The organism is Bartonella sp. OT172YNZD (genome assembly GCF_042193725.1).
In the GTDB taxonomy this organism is placed as follows: Bacteria; Pseudomonadota; Alphaproteobacteria; order Rhizobiales; family Rhizobiaceae; genus Bartonella; species Bartonella grahamii_A.
In genome coordinates this window covers 99984-123530 of record NZ_JBHILZ010000003.1, presented here as the reverse complement: position 1 = coordinate 123530, position 23547 = coordinate 99984, and the positions used below count along the sequence as shown (strand labels likewise).

Sequence of the window (23547 nt, the reverse complement as noted above, 5' to 3'; positions counted from 1 at the left end):
ATCACACTCTATGGGCTTTATCATGAAATTCACAAGAAAAGAAACCAAAAAGTGATTTTTAAAAAAATAGAGGCTCCACTGACCGTGGAGCCTTTTAGAAATTTACTCTTTTAAAAATTAGAATTTATAAGCTACACCAACACGGAAATCATTGGTTTTGTAGTTAACCTCAAATTTTTCCTTTACAAATTTCTTTTTACCAAAATCAGAGTAACGATATTCTGCACGTACAATCACATTATCCAGAACCGAGAAATCAACGCCACCACCAAGTGTGTAACCAATCATGGTTTTTGTTTCATCAGCTAAGTTCTTAGAAGAAACGACTCCTCCATCCTCATCCTTAACGGATATTGATACAGTGTCTTGGAACTGCCCATAAGCAATACCACCAGCAAGATAAGGCATAAAACGATCAGCAGCAAAACCAATACGTACCCGTGTAGCACCACCCCAATTTTGTTTGAAAGTATGATTTAAAGTTTTAACTTCATCCTCTTGATCAAGACCAAGTTCAGAAGCCACCCTTTTCATTTGTTCTATACCATATACACTGGAATCGTTCTTATCCGCTACTTGCGTACTTTGTGCACCATGCCGTGCACCGTGCCCAGCCATGTTCTGTCGACCATGAGATGCACCATGCAGACTAGCATTTCCGCTACCATGATAAGCACTATGATGACCTTGGGCTCCACTTGTTTCATTGGAAGCTTTTGCTGATCCGGATGATCCTGACCTCGCGAGTACAAGTGGTCCGCTCGGGATTGTTTTTTCTGCTGCTGATGGTTGCGATGATGATTGTACCAATGTAGGTGCTTTTGCTGCTGGCTGACTTGCTTCTGTTCCTGTTGATGGGGTAGAGGACGCAGGTTTTATAGCAACTGGCTGTGATCTACTTACCTCACCTACCGATGCCCCTCCTGTATTTGATCTTCCCAATGAGGACGATGGCGATTGCACTGATCTCACCTCCTGTCTGGAGGAGGCTGATTGTGCTACTGACGATGCAGCTGGCGTTTTTGATGATGGTGTTGAAACTCCTGGATTTTGTACCCCCACCGCCACTGTTTTTTCTGCTGTCGAATTAACGTTCCCAGAATTTCCAGTTGTTGCTGATCGATTTGATTGTGCTGCTCCTGCTTGTGGTTGTTGAACTGCATTTAATGATCTAGCTGGTGCTTGACTGGATTGCGTTGCAGCGGATTTTCCTGACGCAGATCCTGCTGTTGATGTCTCTCCTGTTGTAGTTCTTGTACCTGCAGGTGTTCCTGAGACGTTTTTTTGTGTTTGTGTTCCTGTTGACGTTATTGCTTGTGGGGTTGAAAGCGTTTGTGGGTTTGCGGATCTACGGGATCTTACGACGGCATTTTCTACTGTAGCGTTATCAGCCGTACCTATGGTAATGGTCTTTGTGTATTTTTTTCTAGATATCATTAAATCCGTATCGATGCCAAAAATAAAGTTATCACCGAGATCAATATTAGAACCTGCATAAAAACCACCTACAAAACCTGAAAGTTTAGGAGAGAACTCTTTATTTAGTGGCAAACTCTTTTCTTTATCAAAAAGAGCCATATCAGCTTTGCTCGAAAAACCACCAGCTTGGACACCTAAATAAAGACCTGTCCATGAAAAAGTAGGCGCAACAATGGTAGAAGAAGTCGATGATGCTGACTGATGAGGAATCATAACATCAGCAGCTAGCGCTGTAGACGCTGAAATTAAAGAAAAAATAGACGCTGTTATTAAACGTTTCGTATTCATAAAATCTCTCCAAATATCCAAAATGGAATATATATAGAGCATCTTTTTTGAAAGATCTGTAGTAAAAATAACACACTCACAAAAAAATAAAGATTTTTTGAAAAATAAGGCTTCTTAAAGTTTTAATTTTGTATTCAATGAGAATTTGTAAAATAAATCACACTAAAATTATATGGCTTAAAGTTGGATTCATTTTCATTAAATTTTCGCATAACTGTTAATGATAATATTCTTTATAAATTTTTTTACCAAAATCTGAATAACAGTCTTCTGCATGCAATAAACTATCATCTGTTATTGCAAAATCAATGGCAGCGCAAACAGTAAAATCAAATATTGCCTTTTTAAAACCAAGCGCCATTAAAGTTTGATCTATTTATAAGCATGATCTATTTTAGTGCTTTAGCAATAATATTTTGTATTCAAAATTAAGAAAAACAAAGGACTTATTCAAACACTCACAAAAAACTTTTAGATTCTTTACATAAACATCTTCATCCAGCAATATCACTTTGTGATTTATAAGGATAACTTATTGTTTTCATGTTGAATGAAAAAACTAATACTGTAGGATTCTATCGTTTAAAACCTGTTCCATGTTGTATTAATCAAAACCATATCTCTTGTATACCACAAGTAGAAAGAGCAGCCTAGATAAAAACATTAAAGATAAGACTAAAAATGCCTCTTATGAAAGCTTTTAACAGCCAAGATCTGTCCACACCATTGGTGGCTGGCAAAGTGTATAATGGTGCTAGCTTGCTCTTTTTATTAAGCGTGTAAAGATAGTGGTGCTCTGTAGATTTTATATTATTTCACTGGGAGGCTTTACCGTCTTATATCACTCACGGATACTGACATGAAGTGGGCTTGATGTACTTTGAAAAATATTTCTTTAAAACAAATGTGTGAATACATAACAAAAAGTGTATTGCGTTTGGGGCGTTCTGTTTTGCATGAGGAATATGATCCCATAAAAAGAATGCAATAAATAAAAAGGCAAGACAATGCGTCATCTTCATTTTCATTATTTAAAAGACATTGCTCTAAATGCTTTTGAAAATCATAAAGCTAAATTAAAAGAAGATGGTAAAGTTGGAAACTGGTTTCTATCTTTACATCTTCATATTATTCCCCAATGAGACTGTATTTTCCAAAGATTACTCCAACAGATATACGCAATACGCTCGCTCTAATCTGGAATATGCAGAATAAAATTAATCACTGGTCATGACCTTTTCCTATTTCTGAGATTAATTGAATATTTTTCACTTAGGCGTAAAATGATAGCCGTGATATAAGATTTGATGTAATCAGTAGCTATAAAACTGATGTATACCACCAATTCGCCCTCTATAATATAAAACTTTTTTCTTTAAAATCTTATGGCGCAAAATGATACAAACAAAAATAGAAGGGATTAAGAGAGACAGAATAGAGAACTGATAAAATAAAGGCCCCGTTAAACGAGGCCCTAGTATTTTTTATGCATCTAATTTCATTTTACGAAATTAGAATTTGTAAGCGACACCTACACGGAAATCATTGGTTTTGTAATTGAATTCACGTGTATCGTTTGCGAATTTCTTTTTACCAAAATCGGAGTAACGGTATTCTGCACGTAAGAGAACGTTGTCTGTCATTGCAAAGTCAACTCCACCACCAATAGTGAAACCAAGCATTGTCTTCGTGTCATCAGCCCAAGTACCACCAGTCAAATCTACATCTTGCGTAGCGCCTGCTTCTGGCCCATGTTCATTCCCGTCAGCTTTCTGCACAACTTTAGGTCTCTTTCCTTTTCCTGCAACGGATTGAATACCCTGTACCTGCGCATAGGCAACACCACCAGCAACATAAGGCATAATACGGTCAACAACAGCAGCAAAACCGATACGAACCCGTGTAGCACCAGACCATTTTTCTTTGTAACTGTGCATTTCTGTTACCTTGTCATCTTTTTGAAACTGTTGTGGACCTTCTAACCCAACCTTAGCTTTTTCAAGGGCAGCATTAAAATTTTCTGCCTCTTGTGCAGTAAGAGTCAATTCACGGGCTTTTTTTGATTCTTCACGGTCTGCCCAAACTGCATCGGTTTCTACACCGAGAATGAGACCATTTCCAAGGTCTACGTTAGATCCGGCATAAATACCACCCATGAAACCAGAAGGGCTAGGTGTGTTATCTTTTTTGACAAGTTCTTTGTCTTTTCCTGGAATAGTTACTTTAGTTTTACTCGAAAAGTTGCCAACTTGACCACCAAGATAAAAACCCGTCCAAGAAAACGAAGGGGCTGCTGCAATAACTGCTGGTGCGACTTCATGAGGGATCACCACATCAGCAGCTTGTGCTGCAGAAGCTGAAATTAAAGCGGCAACAGAAGTCGCTATTAAAGATTTTGTATTCATAATTTTGCTCCTAAATTAACTATAAATGACCTTACAAGATTATAGATAGAAAAGCTGTAGTAAAAATGTCACAATTATACAAATAAAAAACCAGAAAAACAGCGTTTTTGTCTAAGTCAAAATCTCTTGAAAATTTAATTTTTTATTAATACTTTTTATTCATAATCGCACTTTTGATGAAATTAGAACTTGTAAGCGATACCTACACGAAAGTCATTGCTTTTGTGGACTAGTTTAAGATAATCCTTTTTACATTCCTTCTTACCAAAGTCTGAGTAACGGTATTGCGCACGAAGCAGAATATGATCTGTCATCGCAAAATCCGTACCACCACCAAGGGTGAAACTCACCATCGTTTTTGTTTTATCAAATACCGTAGCAGAAACTGCTTCACTTGGCATACCATTTGCCAACTTTTTTGTTTCTGAAACTTTACCAACACCTTGTATTTGCACACAGGACATCCCACTGGCAACATAAGACATAATGCGGTCAGCGACGAAAAAACCAACACGAACCCGTGTTGCACCAAACCATTTTTCTTTGAAACCAATGCGATACACTACTGTGTCACCCTTTTGAAACTTTTCATTTTCATCCAATGTAACACCAGCATCTTCAAATTCATCATTAAAATCATTAAATTCATCAATCGCAAGAATCTTTGAGACCGTCTTCGTCTCTCCTCGGTCTGCCCAAATTGCATCGGTTTCAACACCTAGAATGAGGAAATTTCCAAGATCTACGTTAGAACCTAAATCAATACCACCATGAAACCTGAAGGCTTCGGTAGTCCATATTTATCTAAAGTTTTTTCTTTTGTCTCTAAATCAAATACATCAACTTTGACTTGAAAAGTTGCCAACTTGACCACCGATATAAAAATCTGTCCAAGAAAACGAAAGAGCTATGATAACTGCTGGGGCTTTTTCACGAAGAATGATAATATCAGAAGCTTGTGCTGCAGAAGCTGCTGCCATAGTGATAATAGAAGTTGTGACTAAAGATTTTATATACGTAAACTTTGCTCCTCATTTATTTATGAGCACGGTGTTATACGATTAAGCGAAGAAATACTGTAGTCAACATGATACAATCATAGGAAACGAAAGATGCACCCAAGATAAAATCATTTCATAACTTCCCTTTTCACAAAAAATTGTAAGTTACAAGTGCGCATAAGTCATTGATTTAGCGCGTAATTATTGCCTGTCGTTTATAAAAATCTTTTTAAGGCAATCTGAATAATATCTTTTCCACCTCCAATAAATATGAAATGTGTAATAATATAACAACAGAAAATAATAGAGGCTCTGTCTTTGACAGAGCCTCTTAAAAGTTTATTTCGTTGTTTACGAAATTAGAATTTGTATGCAACGCCAACACGGAAATCATTGGTTTTGTAAGCTGTTTTATCCTCATCCTTTACAAATGCTTTTTTACCAAAGTCTGCGTAACGATATTCTGCACGCAACAGAACATTATCTGTCATTGCAAAATCAACACCACCACCTACAGTGAAGCCAACCATCGTTTTTGTTTTATCAAGAAATTTAGCAGAAGCGATTTCGACACCATCAGCTTTTGCCATTACCTTAACAGAATGGGTTGATTGCAGCTGCGTATAAGCAATACCACCAGCGAAATAAGGCATAATGCGATCAACTGCTGCAAAACCAATGCGAACGCGTGTAGCACCAGACCATTTTTCTTTTATAGAGGCGCTATCTATACGCTTATCATCCTTCGCGATATCCTTATTTTCTGAAGTAAATGTAACTTTAGCTGCTTCAAGCTTAGCTTTGAAAGCTTCAAGCTTTTCGTCCCCAATAACTTCTGAATGCACTTTTGATTCTTCGCGGTCTGCCCAGACTGCATCAGTTTCAACACCTAAAATCAGACCATTTCCAAGATCTACGTTGGAACCTACATAAATACCACCCATGAAACCGGAAGGCTTAGGTGTTAAATCTTTGTCTGTAATTTTCTTGTTTGTTTCTGAATCAAATGCATCAACTTTACTTGAAAAGTTACCAACTTGACCACCGATATAAAAGCCTGTCCAAGCAAATGAAGGGGCTGCGATGACTGCTGGGGCTGTTTCACGAGGGATGATAACATCAGCAGCTTGTGCTGCAGAAGCTGCTGCCATAGCGATAACAGAAGTTGTTACTAAAGATTTTATATTCATAAACTTTGCTCCTAATTTATTTACGAGCACAGTGCTACAAGATTACAGAAAGAAAAGCTGTAGTAAAAATGATACAGTCACAGAAAATGGAGGGCACATCCCAGACAAAATCGCTTCATAGCTTGATTTTGTATGAGAAATTACAAATTGTATATATAAATAACTTATTGATCTTAAATGTAATTCTGGTTTATTGTTTATGATTTTTTTTAAGAAAATCTGAATAATATCTTTTCATATACATAAAAAATTATGTGTTGTGTGATAATATAGCAACAGAGAATAACAGAGGCTCTGTCTTTGACAGAGCCTCTGTTATTTAACTTGCCATCTGTTAAAATTTGTAAGCAACACCCACTCGGAAATCATTGGTTTTGTAAGAGGTCTCATATTTATCATTTGAGAATTTCTTTTTACCAAAATCAGAGTAACGATATTCTGCACGGACAATAACGTTATTGGTCATTGCTAAATCAACACCAGCACCAAGGGTATAACCAACAAAGGTCTTTGTTTCATCAGACAAGGTACCAGAAGCTATTATTTTATCTGAATCTTTTTCTGTTATTGAAATCGATGCACTATCTTGAAGCTGTGTATAAGCGATACCACCAGCAACATAAGGCATAATACGTTCAGCTGCAAAACCAATACGTACACGTGTCGCACCAGCCCACTTTTCTTTAAAAGTGAAACTGTGGGTTCGTTTAGCACCAGGTTCAAGCGCATCTTTACCAATATTAATTCCAGATTCTGTTAATATCTTCTTAATATAATTGATGTGCTCTGGAACAATAACATATGTTTTTCCTGTCTTCGTGTCATCTTTACTAGACCACATGATATCTGTATCAACACCTAAAATAAGGCCATTGCCAAGATCAACATTGGAACCTGCGTAAAGCCCCCCCATGAAACCAGATAGTTTAGGTAAATAATCGTCACTTACTGGAATCTTTTTTCCACGAGCAAGAATATCCATCTTCGTTTTACCCGAAAAACCACCAAGCTGCCCACCAAGGTAGAAACCTGTCCAAGAAAAAGTTGGAGCAACAATAACGGGAGCAACAGGTGTTGGACTCGGGGAAACAATAACATCTGCTGCTTGCGCCGCTGAAACTGAAACAAAAGCGAAAGCAGAAGCTGTTATTAACCATTTCATATTCATATTTTTTCTCCATAGCTGAATATTTATTTGAACACATCCTTTCATATAGAGCCCAAACTTCAGATATCTGTAGCAAAAATGATACACTCATAAAAAAACAAAACGCCAATGAAAGCATCCTGAATTGCTTGATCTGTAATAAATAAGAATTAAACTATGCCAATGCACAAATGATTTTCTCTCGTCACATTTGCTCGTCTTTATAAATTTTTTAAAAATATCTGAGTTATCACCGTGGAAAGCATGTGCTCTTGTCTCATGAAAAATTATCCTTTTATATTAAATTCAAATGCTTTATCTTAGACCATTGTATATTCAAACAACAAAAATCATCCCTCCATACATCACAAACGAGCAAGTATGTGAGACCGTTAAAAAACTAAAAATGTCACTTATGAATGTTTTCAATATCAAGAACAGTCAAATGCAATCGTTCTATTTAAATTTATACAAATAATGTTTTTACCTTCATCCTTAGCATGACCAAATGTGAAGACTATGTATTTGTTTTTTCATAAAAAGGATGCTTATATTATACATAAACTTGTACCGCACATAAACAAGGCTTCCAACAATCTACGGATTTAAACAAGATCACATACAATTTGCTTGCTCTTTGTTTTTACTTTAGGCAATTATTGTTTTTAAAATATTTACCATTTTTTGCTTATCTGAACCTCATAGAAATTCTTTTTCAGAGTTTCTGTCTTATTTGTAGGCTCTCTATATTCATACTCTTTTATAAACTAAACTGTAAAAAATACCTCAAGACAGGCAACTGGTATGATAAATGCTAAAATCTATATTAAAACTCTTCCTAAAGCAAAAAAGATGAGAGAAGATCTTTCTTAAAGTTTTCACACCAAACTTTGCTTTGAAAAGCATTAATTGAGCAAACAATTTGGCAGAAAAAATATCTGATATTGAATCATAGATAAATAAAAAATATTTTTAGATCTAAGTCGAACAATATATTGATTATAAACATAATTCATCGTTTCGTATATTGAATAAGAAACCGGAATATCATAAGATTCTCTTATTCCAAACCGGTTGCATATTACAATCAATCAAAACCATTCGCTTGCACATTACAAGCAGGAAAAGCCGTGTAGATAAAAACTGTACAAGAAAGAACAAGAACGCCTCTTATGAAGAGTTTCACATACCAAAGGCTGTCACAACATTGAGAGCTAGTAAAGTGTGTGATGAATGCTGGCTTTCCCTCTTCATAAGTGTAAAGAGGGGAGCACTCACTGGATTTACCATTATACCCTTCATAAATGGCGTCGCGAAATGGGTTTGGGAGCATTGAGAAATGTTTCTTTAAAACAAGCGCACGTAAGTATGAAACTCAATAGCGTTTTACATGCCTTATATAATCACACTTAAAATGATGATATTTACGGCATAAAAAACAACCCCAAATCTCTAAGCTATATTCATCTAAACCCACGAATTTTGTAATGACTGATTGCTATTATACAGTATTATTCTTCCACTGAAATTCCTGCTCATATCTTTTCCGAACAGTACTCTTCATTCTCACTGTTCACAATCATAACACCCTTTACACAAATTTCTCCCCCCTGTTTTCAAGTGATAATATCTTCTTTCTTCAATTCTCGAGCATATGTTACACCTATCAATGTTGTTTTCTTACTTTTTAAAAACTCATTGGACTTCGTGTAAATAGGTTTGTCCGCCCTCTTTTCCCTAGTCCTTTTTTGGAATTATATCCTCTTTTTTTACCAGAATGTGACACAGGTACTAACTTAGCTGCTGTTATGCATTCGCTGTTATTTATACAAGAAAATTCTATTTGAAAAACTTCAGATAAAACCTTGCGAAGCTGTTCACTAGAAAAAAGACCTATTGGAGGAACAGCCGAAGATGCTCTCTGTATAAAGTTTTGAGACGCTAAAAAACTCGCACCCTGAGCGATAGAGATTGAAGCAAAAGTAGCAAACGCTGTAATAAAATATTTTATGTTCATAAATTTAACCTTATTAAATATCCATAATGGATTTTATCTAGTGCCTTCATTGCAAATTTCTAGAGAAAAATAATATGTTTATAGAGAAAAAGTGAAAATCCTTAAAAATAAAGCTTGGGAGCATTTTGATTTTAAAATAAAAGCAAATTGTCCTGCTCTGCCAACATAGAAATCACTTATTGAGTAATAAATAAAGACACGAAGTATCATCTGAAAATAACAAACTATACGAACTTCACATCAACATATTGATTTATAAATATAATTTATATTTCTTCACACAAAATGAGCCCCTCGAATATCAGAATATTCTCTCATTTCAAACATGTTCATTATACATTAGTAAATTTATTCGCTTACACATCATAAATGAGGTTTATATATGGATAAAACTCTTGAAGAAGGGGAGGATTCTTACGAATCTGTTTAAATGCAAAAGCTATTGCAACATTTTGGCTTAGTCAAAAGCGCTCTTGCTGACTTGTTTCTAGCACAGTTTTCTAGGAGTCGTTCTTTGTATTGTTCAGTATAATCGTGGTTATTTTTATACATTAATCATATAATGTATTGATTTATAGTGATAGTTTAGCATTATTCATATTGAATGAGAACTCTCAATAGCATAAGATTCTCTCATTCCCAATCTTTTTCATGTTGGATCAATCAAAACCATTTGATTGCATGTTACACGTGAGGAAAACCGTGTAGATAAAAAACACTAAAGAAAAGACTAAAAATGCCTCTTATGAACCGTCTCAAGTGCCAAGGACTAAACAATATCCGAAGTTGGCAAAGTGTGTGATGGTAGCGGCTTGTTCTATAAGCGTAAAGATGGGAGTGCTCAACGAATTTTATATCATATTGAAGGCGTTTACCGTTATACCATTCATAAGCGCCGCCGTAAAATGGGCTTGGGTGTCGGTTTCTTAAAAAAAAAGCACATGAATTAGCAACAGAAATATATTCCGTTTAGAGCGTTCTGTTTTACATGAAGAACGTAAATCCATTAAAAAATGTGAGAAACAAAACCATGAGGCAATGCGTAATCTCTATTATTTAACAGACATTGCTTTAGATACTTTTGAAAGTCGTAAAGCAGAATTAAAAATGATGGTAAAGATGAGATTTGGTTTTTACATTTACGCCTTCATATTCTCCTCCAATGAGGCTGTATACCGGTTTCAGAGATTTAAGTCTTCCAACCTACCGTATGTTTCCAGCCTCTCCTCAAAATTGCTTTTTTTTCAAATAAAAGCTGTTACAAAATAAAAAATATGAATTCGCAAAAGTACTTTTATTGTCTAAACTTCAAATGAAATAGCACTAAGAATTTATTATAACTCTTACCAGAAAAGATGAGAGGATAAAATGCCTCTAATGTACAAGCATTTTGTCCTCTCACTTCGATAATTAACTCCATTTAAAAGCCAATTTTAAAGTTAGCTATGCGCAAAAATATCAACTTCCGCCCATCCTAAAAGATCAAGCCTAGCTCTCATAGGTAAAAATTGAAAGCATGCCTTGGCAACATTTTCTCGCTCTTCACGTCTTAAACGTTCTTCAAATATCACTTTTAAACGATGCAAATATAATACATCCGACGCAGCATATTCAATTTGTGCCTGTGATAACGTTTCTGCCGCCCAATCCGAAGATTGTTGCTGCTTAGAAATATTCACATTCAGCAATTCATTACAAATTTCTTTCAAGCCATGACGATCCGTATAAGTACGCGTGAGTTTCGAAGCAATCTTTGTACAAAAAATGGCTTCTGGCATAACACCAAATGTATGCGCTAAAATAGCAAGATCAAAACGCCCAAAATGGAATATTTTGGTGATCGCCTTATCCTCAAGCAATTTTATCAAATTGGGGGCACTCTTTTGTTCTTTAGCAATCTGTATAACGTCAGCAGTACCATCCCCAGAAGAAAGCTGAACAACGCATAAACGATCACGATGGGGTTGTAATCCTAAAGTCTCGGTATCAATTGCAACAGCATCAATTTGATAATTGTCTAAGTTTGGTAAATCACCTTGATGAACACGAATCTCAGCCATTTACCCTCCTATTTGCGAAAGAAGCAAGAATACGCGCCCAAGACCGCTGCCCCTTATGAAATGATTTTAAATTATACTTTTCATTAGGCGAATGAATACGGTCATCAGCCAGTCCAAAACCAACCAAAACAGTTTCCATACCAAGAATCGACTGAAAGTCTGCTACAATTGGAATCGACCCCCCCATAGCTGTCAATACAGCAGGAACTTCCCACTCTTGCGATAAAGCATCTTTTGCCGCCTTGATAAAAGATGAATCATAAGAAAGCTGTATTGCTGCAGAAGAACCGTGATTTTTAAATGTCACTGTACAGTCATCAGGAATTGAGTTGCGTACGTAATCACGAAAGGCTTGACGTATTTTTTCTGGATCTTGCTTATGAACCAAACGACACGATATTTTTGCACTTGCTTGAGAAGCAATAACCGTTTTTGTTCCTTCTCCCTCATAGCCTCCACTAATACCGTTAATCTCTGCTGTAGGACGTGCCCATATGCTTTCTAAAATGCTTCGTCCTTTTTCACCAACAGGAATGGAAAGCCCTATAGGACCAAGAAATTTTTCAGCAGTACAATTAAGTTCATTCCATGACTGCAAAATCTGTGGAGGTGTTTCTTCTACACCATCATAAAAACCAGGAAGCGTCACCTTATTATCTTCATCATGAAGTCCTGCTAAGATTTTCGTTAAAATATGAATGGGATTAGCTGCTACTCCTCCAAAATAACCAGAATGCAAATCACGATTCGCTGCTGTAATAATAATCTCTTCTGCCATAATCCCCCGAAGAGAAAGAGCAATAGACGGTGTATCCGCATCCCACATCGACGTATCACAAACCAATGCGCAATCAGCCTTAAGTTCATCTTTATTTGCTTTTAAAAAAGGAATAAGGGAAGGAGAAGCACACTCTTCCTCACCTTCACATAAAATAGTAACTTTAACAGGAAGCTGCCCTGTTTCTTTCTTAAATGCACGACATGCTTCAATAAAAGTCATCAACTGACCTTTGTCATCTGAAGCTCCACGAGCACAAATAACTTTCTCTCCATCTCTCTCTTTTAAAGAAGGTGTAAATGGATCATCCTCCCATAAACTCAATGGATCAACAGGTTGAACATCATAATGTCCGTAAAATAACACATGCAAACAATCATCCGAAGGTCCTGGATGATGCCCAACAACCATTGGATGACCCGGTGTATCACGGCGTGAAGCGTCAAAACCAATGCTTTTTAAATCCTCTACTAACCAATCAGCTGCTTTACGACATGCAGCCTTGTAAGCCAAGTCTGTAGAAATCGATTGAAAACGTAAAAGAGAAAAAAGGCGCTCAAGGCTCTTTTCTATATTTCCATCAAGATGTGTTAGTACTTTATTCAGCATAAAAAAACCTCTCAAGCCTTGTCTAATTATATTATAGATACGACAACTTTAAGCCTCTTGTAAGATTTTGCAAGACACCTTATTCATTTTTGACATTGTGAGCAGTAAAAACTTGAACGCCCAGCCTGTAAAATGCGCACAATAGGCGTTCCACATTCCAAACATTGCTTGCCTTCTCGTCCATAAACTGAAAAAGCATGTTGAAAATAACCAAGTGAACCATCTATATGCATATAATCACGTAAAGAAGAGCCACCAGACAAAATGGCTTCAAAAGTTACATTACGTATATTTTGTGCTAAAGAATCTGCAAATTCACATGCACGTGCCGTTTTTGATGCCAATGTAAAGGCACCACGTTGTGGAGACAAACGACTCCGCCAAAGTGCTTCACAAACATAAATATTCCCAAGACCTGCAACAATAGACTGATCAAGTAAAACGCTCTTGAGAGACTTTCTTTTATTAACAAAAGCCTTTTGTAAATAACGACCAGAAAACGAATTACTCATAGGTTCAAGCCCTAGCTTATTTAAAAGTGGATGTTCATAAAGCTTGTCCGTATTAACTAAAAGCATAAATCCAAAGCGACGCACATCATTATAAATAAGATGATAAACTTCACCATCCCTTGTTTGAATATCCATGATAAAATGATCATGCTTAACCAATTTACTTGTCGTTGAAAAAACTGTTCTTAAAAGACCATTCTCTATACGCCATGAACCAGACATTCCTAAATGGCTTAGAATCGTTTCATCCTGAGAAAGATGGAATAATAAATATTTCGCACGCCGACCAAGTTCTATAATTGTTCTGCCAATAAGGCGCTCAGAAAAAGCCTCAGGAAAAGGAAAGCGCAAATCTTTACGATTAAGTCTGACAGATACTATCTTTGCATCAGTTACAACGGACTCAAGTCCACGACGAACTGTCTCTACTTCAGGAAGTTCAGGCATCTCTCTTCTTTAATAATTATACACTTTCCAATCGTATCACCGATAAATTGACTTCTTTCCCCCCTCAAAGAACGAAGACTTCCTCTACATCTGCTCTATAAAAAAACAAATTCTTGATGAGTGGATTTCACTTGGCTTCCTACTCATGTGAGTTAATTAAGTAAAAGCTTTATGGTCAAGCACCGCCTTGAATATTCACCAGACACTCTAAAATACTTAATGTATCAATGAAGCTTATCCAACCCCACCTCAAATGACTATATTTGACGGCATAACGGGATTAAGCCCATTCACCCTTACGAAATACAGGCACTCTTACACCATCTTGGGTAATGCCATCTATATCAATTTCGCTAGAACCAATCATCCAGTCAATATGAATGACACTTTTATTACCACCACGTGCTGCAATCTCTTCTGACGTCAATGATGCCCCATCTAAAAAGCATTTGGAATAACACTGCCCTAAAGCAATATGACATGCAGCATTTTCATCAAATAAGGTATTATAAAAAAGGAGGTCACTCTTAGAAATTGGTGAAGAATGGGGTACAAGGGCAACTTCGCCCAATCGGCTTGCACCCTCATCACTTTGCAAAACCTGTTGCAAAACTTCCTGACCCGTTGATGCACGGGCCTCAACAATACGCCCTGCTTCAAAACGTACTTCAATATTATCAACCAGTGTTCCTTGATAGGAAAGTGGCCTCGTCGAACGAACAAAACCTTCAACCTTATGAGCATGAGGAGTGGTGAAAACTTCTTCTGTCGGAATATTCGGATTGCAAATAACACCATTTTGAGCAACGGATGCACCACCATGCCATTCATGATCGTCTGCCAAACCAACAATTAAATCAGTCCCTGGCCCTGTAAAGTGTAAGGCAGAAAAACGCTGCTCATTAAGCCAAGATGATCGTTTCTTTAAATTCTCGTTATGGACAATCCACGCATGTACCGGATCTTCTTCTGTAACACGTGACGCAGAAAAAATTGCATCGGCTAATTTTTTAATCGCCTCATTAAGTGGTAAAGAAGGAAACATTGTCTCAGCCCATCCTACTGTTGGATAAGCAACAATCGACCAATTTATAGAAAAATTCGATATTTTTTTGAGAGCAGGCTGGTAAGCTAGTGAAGTCGCCTTATTCAAACGCGCAACCTTATCAAAATCTTGATTGGAAAGGAGCAAAGGATTATCACCAACAATCGCTAAACGCGCTGCCCCATTTTCAAAAGCCTTCGCCATTCCCTCATAAAGCCAAGAAGGGGCACAATCAAAACTAGCTGTATGGGCATTTTCAAAACGTGTAAGCGATAACATATCATCACTAAAAATTGGTGTAATGACACCAGCACCAACCTTATAAGCATGATATGCAATACGCCGAACAAAAGGTAATGCTGAAACTGGAGAAGTCAAAACAAGATCCTGCCCCTCTTGTAAATTCAACCCCACTTTTACTGTAATTTCTGCAAGACGATTAAGCATTTCAGGCGAAATTGTCTCATGAATATCAAAGTACATTACCAATACCCTTCTTTAAATAAAATGCGTTCTTCACGTCGTCATATTATAAATTGTTTTTCAGATCCTTTGAGTTCACTTTCTCTACGTATATTTATGCGTGTCATTATCGCTAAAAGGTTCACTTAATTCATAAACCGCAATAGGTGTATAACCCTTCTTTGGTCGTGAAAAACTTACCAATTTCTGTGTCGTTTTTCTAACATTGCAACAATTGCATTTAACTGATCTGATGAAGGTAAAGCCATTATCGTTTTATTTTCCTCTTTCCTAGCTAGATGTTGAGGTGCATAGGCAGGAATAGGAACTTTATCAAGCTGTACCATCGCAAAAGACGCAGGATGTGCTGTCTTGGTCTTGGACTGTGCTACTTCTGTCAAAGAAGATGCACTTTTCTCTGCCTTTATTCTTCCACTTTCTAAGCTTTCATCTATAAAGCTTGGCGCATGACCAGAACGTTCTTGAGCAAAAGCATAAGCAACATCATAAGGACGATTATTTGTAGGAACTTGAAGTTCCCCATCACGTGATCGTTTTTCATAAAAAGCATTTCCCCCTGCAACCTGAACATAATGCATGTTTTTATAGGGAAAAGATAAACCAGCGGTATGAAAAAACTTAGCGTGTTTAACTTTCTTATCTCGTTCACCCCGTAAAACAGCATCAGCCGCCTCTCTTACACGAGCAACAGATGCTTTCTCCGTCATAGGACGCGTTAAAACACCAGGAGCAAATTGCCTATATTGACCAACAACACCACAAATCGTCTTAGGATAGGCGGTTGAATTAACACGATTCATAACAACCGTTCCAACGGCAATCATTCCTTCACGGCTTGTGCGATTTGATTCAAAATACATCGCTCGCATAAGACATTGACGCTCTGTCAATGGATATGTAACCGTTTTTGTCTTATTATTATCTACTTTTCCAGCATCTAAATGACTTGAAGCACATCCCACAACAACTAACGGTGCTACACAACAGGTAACAAAAACATTCCAACGATTTTTTTTCATCTTATGCAACACATTCCTATAATCTCTGAGATATTCAAGTCTTGAAATGAGCTTTAAATGTATCTCTCAATAAAGTACATAGCTAATTGTTACCACTCAGTAAAATTTTAATACAAGAGGTAATCAAAAAGTATCTATGCAAAATAAAAAATAAAAAACTATTAATTTGCGGATCGATATTGTTATTCTTTATGGTTCAATATAGGCTATAATAACCTACACGTTTCAATTACAATAAAGTAACACTATCCACTTCTTCTACATACGAAAAAATAATACAGATATCCCCTTTAATATAAAATTTTAACAAAATGATCCGAAAGGAAATCCCCTAGAAAACTCCCCTCCTGCCACAATACGAGTGATGATATCATCCAATATACAAATATGTCAAACCAAGAGTTAACAATCTGCCATGCTTCTCTGAAAAAACTCTTTGTTGCTTCTTTGTGCTTTTCCATAGATGGTTATCTTATTCTTTCTATAGCTGCACTATAAGAGAATACTTATATATCTACAAACTGATTTTATATATATAAGAGAAATTTTAATCTATTTTCTTCTCACCTACCCCAACTTTATAAGTAAGGTCATCGCGAGGACGATCAGAGGACATATGGTAACCCGTTATGATATAATGCAGCATTTCAGCAATATTAGTAACATGATCACCAATTCGTTCAATATTCTTTAAACAAAACAGTAAGTGCGTACAAACCGTAATATTGCGCATATCTTCCATCATATACGTCAAAAGTTCACGAAAAAGAGAAGTATACAAAGCATCAATCTTCTCATCACGCTCACGCACCGCGTCAACACACTCTAATAGGCGACTCGTATAAGCATTTAAGACTTCTTTTAATTGATTGAGTGCTAAAGCTGTAATTGTTTCAAGCCCATGATAAACAGAAGCAGATTGACGTATTTCTGAAAGTGCAACAGTCCTTTTAGCAATGTTTTTTGCCATATCCCCAATCCGTTCAAGATCAGAAGAAATACGAATGGCTCCAATAATTTCACGCAAATCGACAGCCATCGGTTGGCGTTTGCAAATAATAGCAACTGCTTTTTCATCAATGTCACGTTCTGCTTCATCTAAAAACACATCATCGGCAATCACTGTCGTTGCAAGTTGAAGATCACTACACACAACCAATTCGACAGAACGTTCAATCATCCTTTCTGCATGGCTCCCCATTTCTGTAATCCTTACTCTTAAATATTTTAGTTCTGCATCATAAGAACGGACAGTATGTTTCATAGACATATCTTACACTCCTCAATTCACCTATCCAAAACGCCCCGTAATATAATCTTGCGTCCGTTGCTCTTTTGGTGAGGTAAAGATCATTTCAGTCGCACCAACTTCTACCAAATGCCCTAAATGAAACATAGCCGTATATTGAGAAACACGTGCGGCCTGTTGCATGGAATGCGTTACGATAACAATTGTATAATTTTGCCGTAACGCATCGATAAGCTCTTCAATCCGTGCTGTCGCAATGGGATCAAGAGCTGAACATGGCTCATCCATCAAAATAACTTCAGGACTAACCGCAATAGCACGTGCAATACACAAACGCTGTTGTTGTCCCCCTGATAAACTTGTTCCAAGATCATGAAGGCGGTCTTTTACTTCTTCAAACAAACCTGCCTGCCTCAAACTCTTTTCAACGACATCATGCAGTTCAGAGCGTGTTTTAACTAAACCATGAATGCGTGGACCATACGCAACATTCTCAAATATAGATTTTGGAAAAGGGCTGGGCTTTTGAAAAACCATTCCAACACGAGAGCGCAATTCTACAACATCAATCCGTGTGTCATAAATATTCTCCCCATCTAAGGTAATAAGACCAGTTGTTTTAGCGCCTTCAATTGTATCATTCATACGGTTAAAACAACGCAAAAAAGTTGACTTTCCGCATCCTGATGGACCAATCAAAGCAGTTACTTGATGTTCAGGAATATCAAGTGTAATACCGTGGAGTGCTTCTTTATCTCCGTAAGAAACCTTCACATCCTGACCGCGCATTTTAATCTTCATTACAAAAATTCACCTTACAAAAATCTTATCAAAGCTGTTGTTTTATTAAAATTACTGGCGACGTTCAAATCGTCGACGTAAAAAAACCGCAGAAATATTCATGATCGCAAGAAAAATCATCAATACAATAATAGCACCTGATGTCTTTTCAACAAAAGCACGCTCTGCTTCACCCGCCCACATAAAAATTTGAACAGGCAAAGCCGTTGCTGGATCCATGGGGGTCGTAGGAATATTAACAACAAAAGCAACCATTCCAATCAAAAGCAAAGGAGCTGTTTCACCCAAAGCCTGAGCGACTCCAATAATTGTGCCTGTCAAAATGCCAGGCGCAGCTAAAGGAACAACATGATGAAAAATCATTTGTGTTTTTGATGCTCCCAACCCCAAAGCTGCTGCACGAATAGAGAGAGGAACAGCACGCAGAGCAGAACGTGTTGCAATAATGATCGTGGGAAGAGTCATGAGCGCTAAAACAAGACCACCAACAAAAGAGGCTGAACGTGGTAATCCTAAAAAATTAACAAAAAAAGAGAGTCCTAAAAGACCAAACACAATTGAAGGAACAGCTGCAAGATTATTGATATTAACCTCTATAAAATCTGTAAATTTATTTTTGCGTGCATATTCTTCTAAATAAAGAGCCGTTGCTATACCTATTGGAAGTGAAACTAATAAAACGATGCCTATCATATAAAGAGAACCAATGATCGCAACACCTAATCCCGCAGTCTCAGGACGACTTGAAGCGCCAAATGTAAAAAAACCAATATTAAATGTTTTATAAAGCGTACCATCATGCGCTAAACGCTTTATCCATTCTACTTGTCGATTAGAAACTTTACGGTTTTTTTCTGCTACACGCAGATCAATCTGTCCCTTATAAGCAGAATCAATATCCGCAGATGCCAAAACTTTAACTTTTTGCATTGTGCCAATCAGTTTTGGATTCTTTGTCACCATTTCACGCAGTTGAACGCGGGCACCATTTGAAAACATACGGCTAACATCCCGAAGAGAGGCTCGATCATTTTGATCTATATTAAGTCTCTTTGCTAAAGCATTGCGTACAAGAAGTGGATAATTCGCCATCATGAGCACTCGCGGTTTTGTGTTACGTTGACCACTTGGATCAATGATCTTTTCGTCCAAATAAATTGATAATGTCATTTCAGTTTGAAAAAAAGCTGTATAACCCTGACTAATGATAGACCATAAAAGCGCAAATAAAAAAAACAAACCAATAAAAATGGCAATTAAACCATAGGCACGAAAACGACGTTCAGCCCAATATCGACGCTTGAGGCTAATATTGCGACGAGGAAAAAAATCTTTATTCATTCATATTGTTCCCGATATTTACGCACAATATAAAGAGCCAGAATATTCATCAAAAGTGTCATAACAAAGAGCGTCATTCCTAAGGCAAAAGCTACCAGAGTTTGTGGAGAATTAAACTCAAAATCACCGGTCAATTGATTAACAATCTTAACAGTCATCGTAGTCATTGCTTCGAACGGATTGAGTGTTAAATTTGCTGCAACACCTGCTGCCAAAACCACAATCATTGTTTCTCCAATTGCACGCGATGCCGTCAACAAAATAGCCCCCATAATCCCTGGAAGCGCTGCTGGTATAACAACCTTTTTAATTGTTTCAGATTGCGTTGCGCCTAAACCATAAGAACCTTCACGTAAAATGCGTGGAACAGCCGTAATAACATCATCCGATAAAGAGGAAACAAAAGGTATCAACATAATTCCCATTACAACTCCAGCAGTAAAAACACTTTGTGCCATAATAAAACCGACCCCATCTGAGAGAGAAACAGAGAGATCACGTAAAAATGGTCCTACCACCTTCAAAGCAAAAAAACCATAAACAATGGTTGGGATGCCAGCAAGAACTTCCAACAACGGTTTTACAATTGCTCGCAATCGCGCAGAAGCATACTCCGCCATATAAAGAGCTGAAAATAGTCCTATAGGTACAGCAAAAAGCATGGCGACAAATGCAATATAAAGCGTACCAGCAAGAAGCGGTATTAAACCAAATTGTCCTACTTCATCGCTCGAACCGCTCGCGGAAAAACGTGGATCCCAAACTGTTCCTAAAAAGAAATTTGAAAAGGATACAGACTGAAAAAAGCTTAATGTCTGAAAAAGCATAGAAAGCGCAATGGCTATTGTTGTCAAGACTGCAACAATAGATGCACAAATCAATCCAATAATAATAAAAGATTCAACCTTATTGCGCGCACGCTGATGAGGTGCAATTTGCATCATTCCACAGATAAAACCAAAAGACGCAATAGCAAAAAGGAAACCATAACCTATAAACTTAAGCTTTTCAGAAGAGAACACCCACGACTGTGCTATTTTGAACACATCATCCGATGCTTCATAAGGTAAAATCAATCCCTTCGCGAGTAGTTGTGCCTGCACTTCCTTATAGGAAGCGTTAGAAAGATTCCCCTCAAAGCGATGAATCATTTTGACGAGACTTCGAAGTGTCTCCCAAAGTAGATCATGATTTACAGACTCTGTTACATGCGCACTATACGCCCCAAGTTCTCGAGAGGCATTATATTCTAAATAAATTGTACTCCCAGCATCCCAAAAAATTAAAAAAACAAAAGCTGGAATAACAGTAATCAAAAATGTCCACCAGCCATAATAATAGGCACGAGAATGCATTTTATCTCGTCTGTATTCAAGAGTGCGTGCTCGCATATAAGAAATACAAAAGCCACAAAATCCAAAAATCAATAATAGCAAAATAATGAAGGAAATGCGCATTTTATCTTTCAGTTTTTATAAAAAATAGCACCAAAATTTCCTATCCCAGAAATCCAATAAATTTCCCTGCGAATTATTTCAATGTCATTACTCGACCAGCAGAAAAATCAGAACGCTGTGCTTGACGCTCCTTTTCAGGAGAAACAATCAAACCATATTCAGCCAAGGGACCCTCTGGACCAATCATTTGATCAGAAAGAAAAAAGTCAACATACTCTCGTAAACCTGAAACAATATCTAAATGTGCTTTCTTAATATAGAAAAAAAGCGGACGAGAAACTGGATATTGTCCACTAGAAATCGTTTCAACTGTTGGCGCAAAACCGTTAATATAGGCAACCTTTAGCCTATCAGCATTATTTTGATAAAAAGACAAACCAAAAATACCAACCCCTGTTTTATTAGAAGTTAGACGCGCAAATGTTTCAGAATAATCACCATCAATATCAACCGCTTTTCCATCCTTACGTACCGCAATACAAGCAGTGTGTATCTCCTTATCATCCATTCCTAAAGACTTCATCACCTCAACTGCCCCACTCTCTTTACACCCTTCAGTAAGTAATTTTTCCTCAAAAACTTCACGCGTCCCATGCTTCTCTCCAGGAATATACGCTACTATTGTCCAATCAGGAAGAGCACTATTAACTGCACTCCATTTCAAAACATTATTCGGTCGCAACTTTCCATCCACAATAATTCGAGCAGCAAGGGCTTTATAAACATCTACTGGCTGTAATTTCCAATCAGGACCCTTAATATCTGTTGCAAAAACAATGCTATCATACCCAATACGTATTTCCTCAACATCTTTTACACCAGCATCAAAGCAAGACTGTAATTCACTCGGTTTCATTGCTCGCGAAGCATTAACAATATCAACGGTGTTCTCCCCAATACCACGGCAGAATTCCTTAATACCAGCTCCTGTTCCACCCGATTCGATAACAGGAACCTTAAAATGGGGATAAATTTCTCCAAATGTCTCAGCAACAATCTTTTGATAAGGTAAAACTGTAGATGAACCAGTAATCTGTATTTGATCACGCGCATTGCCTCCATTTGCTGACAGCAGTAGCGCAAAAATCAATCCCACTCCAATTGATAATACTTTGCTCATCTATAAACTCCCTAAAATTGAGGACAAAGCCTCCTAATTTATATCATACGGTCATTCTAATTCACATTTGCAACATAACAAATATAAAAAAACAACATGGATCATTTTTTTAAAACCATGGTTTTGTCCTCTGTCAAATAAATTAATTTGAACGCTTGAACTCAATAATATCCCAAAACAAATGAGCAACATCTGTCCCGCAGAAGCGTTTAATTTCACGAATTCCTGTAGGAGACGTCACATTAATTTCTGTTATATAATCTCCAATCACATCAATCCCCACAAAAAGAAGACAACGTTCTTTTAAGGCTGGACCAATGCGTTCACAAATCTCATAATCACGTTTTGTTAACTCAACATTTTCCGCTCGACCTCCAACATGCATATTAGAGCGCACATCTGTTTTTGTCGGAATTCGATTAATAGCTCCAACAGGTGTACCATCAAGTAAAATAATCCTTTTATCTCCTTTTCGCACTGCTTCTAAATAGCGCTGAACAATAAAAGGTTCGTGATAAATTTCTGCAAACATTTCTAACAATGATGCGAAATTGCGATCATCTTGTTTTAAATAAAAAATACCAGCGCCCCCATTTCCATAAAGTGGTTTAACAATAATATCGCCAAATGTCTCTCTAAAAGCTGTTATTTCTTCAATATCTTTGGTAATTAATGTTTCTGGCATCAGATCAGAAAATTCAGTAACAAAAATTTTTTCTGGAGTGTTGCGTACCCATGCCGGATCATTCACAACGAGTGTTTTAGGATGAATACGTTCTAACAAATGAGTCGTTGTGATATAATTGAGATCAAAAGGTGGATCTTGGCGTAAAAGAACCACATCCATATCTGTTAATTCCGTGCGAACAGGCTTTGCTAATTGATAGTGGCTTCCCTCTTTATCATATACAATCAATGGCTCTAGTCGTGCAATCACACAACCACCGCACAGAGATAAACGATCTGGTGTATAATGGAAGAGAGAGTGTCCACGTTCTTGTGCTGCTAAAGCGAGTGCAAATGTCGTATCTCCTTGAATCCGAACTGTTGAAATATGATCCATCTGAATGGCAATTCTCATAAATAAATCCTCCCTATC

General features: G+C 37.1%; 17 protein-coding genes and 1 pseudogene. All 18 read right to left on the bottom strand.

From position 1 onward, the window contains the following. Positions 1-117: 117 nt before the first annotated feature. Positions 118-1767 carry an outer membrane beta-barrel protein gene (locus ACFIJS_RS02300; protein WP_375649529.1) on the bottom strand — a complete coding sequence of 550 codons (1650 nt, stop codon included), beginning with the start codon at positions 1765-1767 and terminating at the stop codon, positions 118-120. Positions 1768-1984: 217 nt separating this feature from the next. Further along, positions 1985-2128, bottom strand: coding sequence for a hypothetical protein (locus ACFIJS_RS02295; RefSeq protein ID WP_375649526.1), 144 nt, complete (start codon positions 2126-2128; stop codon positions 1985-1987). 1150 nt (positions 2129-3278) lie between these two features. Beyond that, a complete protein-coding gene (locus tag ACFIJS_RS02290; RefSeq protein WP_375649524.1) occupies positions 3279-4172 on the bottom strand; it encodes an outer membrane protein in 894 nt (297 codons plus the stop codon). 182 nt (positions 4173-4354) lie between these two features. Beyond that, positions 4355-5152 (bottom strand): annotated as a pseudogene (locus tag ACFIJS_RS02285) (outer membrane protein). 380 nt (positions 5153-5532) lie between these two features. Continuing rightward, positions 5533-6363, bottom strand: coding sequence for a porin (locus ACFIJS_RS02280; protein ID WP_375649522.1), 831 nt, complete (start codon positions 6361-6363; stop codon positions 5533-5535). A 334-nt stretch (positions 6364-6697) separates the two neighbouring features. Then, positions 6698-7531, bottom strand: coding sequence for an outer membrane protein (locus ACFIJS_RS02275; RefSeq protein WP_375649520.1), 834 nt, complete (start codon positions 7529-7531; stop codon positions 6698-6700). A gap of 1666 nt (positions 7532-9197) precedes the next feature. After that, positions 9198-9527, bottom strand: coding sequence for a hypothetical protein (locus ACFIJS_RS02270; RefSeq protein ID WP_375649518.1), 330 nt, complete (start codon positions 9525-9527; stop codon positions 9198-9200). A 1439-nt stretch (positions 9528-10966) separates the two neighbouring features. Beyond that, positions 10967-11587: a ribonuclease D gene (locus ACFIJS_RS02265; RefSeq protein ID WP_375649515.1), complete on the bottom strand. Its 621-nt coding sequence runs from the start codon at positions 11585-11587 to the stop codon at positions 10967-10969. Beyond that, positions 11580-12974: a M20/M25/M40 family metallo-hydrolase gene (locus ACFIJS_RS02260; RefSeq protein ID WP_375649513.1), complete on the bottom strand. Its 1395-nt coding sequence runs from the start codon at positions 12972-12974 to the stop codon at positions 11580-11582. Before ACFIJS_RS02260 ends, ACFIJS_RS02265 begins: the two co-directional genes overlap by 8 nt. An 83-nt stretch (positions 12975-13057) precedes the next feature. Further along, the gene (mutM, locus tag ACFIJS_RS02255) at positions 13058-13933 is read right to left on the bottom strand and encodes a bifunctional DNA-formamidopyrimidine glycosylase/DNA-(apurinic or apyrimidinic site) lyase (protein ID WP_375649511.1); all 876 of its coding nucleotides are present in this window, start codon (positions 13931-13933) and stop codon (positions 13058-13060) included. Positions 13934-14213: 280 nt separating this feature from the next. Beyond that, entirely contained in the window at positions 14214-15461 is a 1248-nt protein-coding gene (locus tag ACFIJS_RS02250) for an aminopeptidase (protein WP_375649508.1), read from the bottom strand. A gap of 176 nt (positions 15462-15637) precedes the next feature. Continuing rightward, positions 15638-16480, bottom strand: a complete 843-nt coding sequence (locus tag ACFIJS_RS02245) for a cell wall hydrolase (RefSeq protein ID WP_375649506.1) — start codon at positions 16478-16480, stop codon at positions 15638-15640. A gap of 547 nt (positions 16481-17027) precedes the next feature. Next, the gene (phoU, locus tag ACFIJS_RS02240) at positions 17028-17750 is read right to left on the bottom strand and encodes a phosphate signaling complex protein PhoU (RefSeq protein ID WP_375649504.1); all 723 of its coding nucleotides are present in this window, start codon (positions 17748-17750) and stop codon (positions 17028-17030) included. 21 nt (positions 17751-17771) lie between these two features. Next, positions 17772-18530: a phosphate ABC transporter ATP-binding protein PstB gene (pstB, locus tag ACFIJS_RS02235; protein ID WP_375649501.1), complete on the bottom strand. Its 759-nt coding sequence runs from the start codon at positions 18528-18530 to the stop codon at positions 17772-17774. A gap of 51 nt (positions 18531-18581) precedes the next feature. Next, positions 18582-19871, bottom strand: a complete 1290-nt coding sequence (gene pstA / locus ACFIJS_RS02230; protein WP_375649499.1) for a phosphate ABC transporter permease PstA — start codon at positions 19869-19871, stop codon at positions 18582-18584. Then, a complete protein-coding gene (gene pstC / locus ACFIJS_RS02225; RefSeq protein WP_375649497.1) occupies positions 19868-21328 on the bottom strand; it encodes a phosphate ABC transporter permease subunit PstC in 1461 nt (486 codons plus the stop codon). The genes pstA and pstC overlap by 4 nt, the downstream gene beginning before the upstream one ends. Positions 21329-21401: 73 nt before the next feature. Beyond that, entirely contained in the window at positions 21402-22448 is a 1047-nt protein-coding gene (locus ACFIJS_RS02220; protein ID WP_375649494.1) for a PstS family phosphate ABC transporter substrate-binding protein, read from the bottom strand. Between the two features lie 142 nt (positions 22449-22590). Then, positions 22591-23529 carry a glutathione synthase gene (gene gshB, locus ACFIJS_RS02215; protein WP_375649492.1) on the bottom strand — a complete coding sequence of 313 codons (939 nt, stop codon included), beginning with the start codon at positions 23527-23529 and terminating at the stop codon, positions 22591-22593. Positions 23530-23547 lie beyond the last annotated feature (18 nt).

Excerpts from the sequence above, each read along its gene's own strand:
- ACFIJS_RS02300 (WP_375649529.1), bottom strand. The coding sequence starts at position 1,767 with ATGAATACGAAACGTTTAATAACAGCGTCTATTTTTTCTTTAATTTCA.
- ACFIJS_RS02295 (WP_375649526.1), bottom strand. The coding sequence starts at position 2,128 with ATGGCGCTTGGTTTTAAAAAGGCAATATTTGATTTTACTGTTTGCGCT.
- ACFIJS_RS02290 (WP_375649524.1), bottom strand. The coding sequence starts at position 4,172 with ATGAATACAAAATCTTTAATAGCGACTTCTGTTGCCGCTTTAATTTCA.
- ACFIJS_RS02280 (WP_375649522.1), bottom strand. The coding sequence starts at position 6,363 with ATGAATATAAAATCTTTAGTAACAACTTCTGTTATCGCTATGGCAGCA.
- ACFIJS_RS02275 (WP_375649520.1), bottom strand. The coding sequence starts at position 7,531 with ATGAATATGAAATGGTTAATAACAGCTTCTGCTTTCGCTTTTGTTTCA.
- ACFIJS_RS02270 (WP_375649518.1), bottom strand. The coding sequence starts at position 9,527 with ATGAACATAAAATATTTTATTACAGCGTTTGCTACTTTTGCTTCAATC.
- ACFIJS_RS02265 (WP_375649515.1), bottom strand. The coding sequence starts at position 11,587 with ATGGCTGAGATTCGTGTTCATCAAGGTGATTTACCAAACTTAGACAAT.
- ACFIJS_RS02260 (WP_375649513.1), bottom strand. The coding sequence starts at position 12,974 with ATGCTGAATAAAGTACTAACACATCTTGATGGAAATATAGAAAAGAGC.
- mutM (WP_375649511.1), bottom strand. The coding sequence starts at position 13,933 with ATGCCTGAACTTCCTGAAGTAGAGACAGTTCGTCGTGGACTTGAGTCC.
- ACFIJS_RS02250 (WP_375649508.1), bottom strand. The coding sequence starts at position 15,461 with ATGTACTTTGATATTCATGAGACAATTTCGCCTGAAATGCTTAATCGT.
- ACFIJS_RS02245 (WP_375649506.1), bottom strand. The coding sequence starts at position 16,480 with ATGAAAAAAAATCGTTGGAATGTTTTTGTTACCTGTTGTGTAGCACCG.
- phoU (WP_375649504.1), bottom strand. The coding sequence starts at position 17,750 with ATGTCTATGAAACATACTGTCCGTTCTTATGATGCAGAACTAAAATAT.
- pstB (WP_375649501.1), bottom strand. The coding sequence starts at position 18,530 with ATGAAGATTAAAATGCGCGGTCAGGATGTGAAGGTTTCTTACGGAGAT.
- pstA (WP_375649499.1), bottom strand. The coding sequence starts at position 19,871 with ATGAATAAAGATTTTTTTCCTCGTCGCAATATTAGCCTCAAGCGTCGA.
- pstC (WP_375649497.1), bottom strand. The coding sequence starts at position 21,328 with ATGCGCATTTCCTTCATTATTTTGCTATTATTGATTTTTGGATTTTGT.
- ACFIJS_RS02220 (WP_375649494.1), bottom strand. The coding sequence starts at position 22,448 with ATGAGCAAAGTATTATCAATTGGAGTGGGATTGATTTTTGCGCTACTG.
- gshB (WP_375649492.1), bottom strand. The coding sequence starts at position 23,529 with ATGAGAATTGCCATTCAGATGGATCATATTTCAACAGTTCGGATTCAA.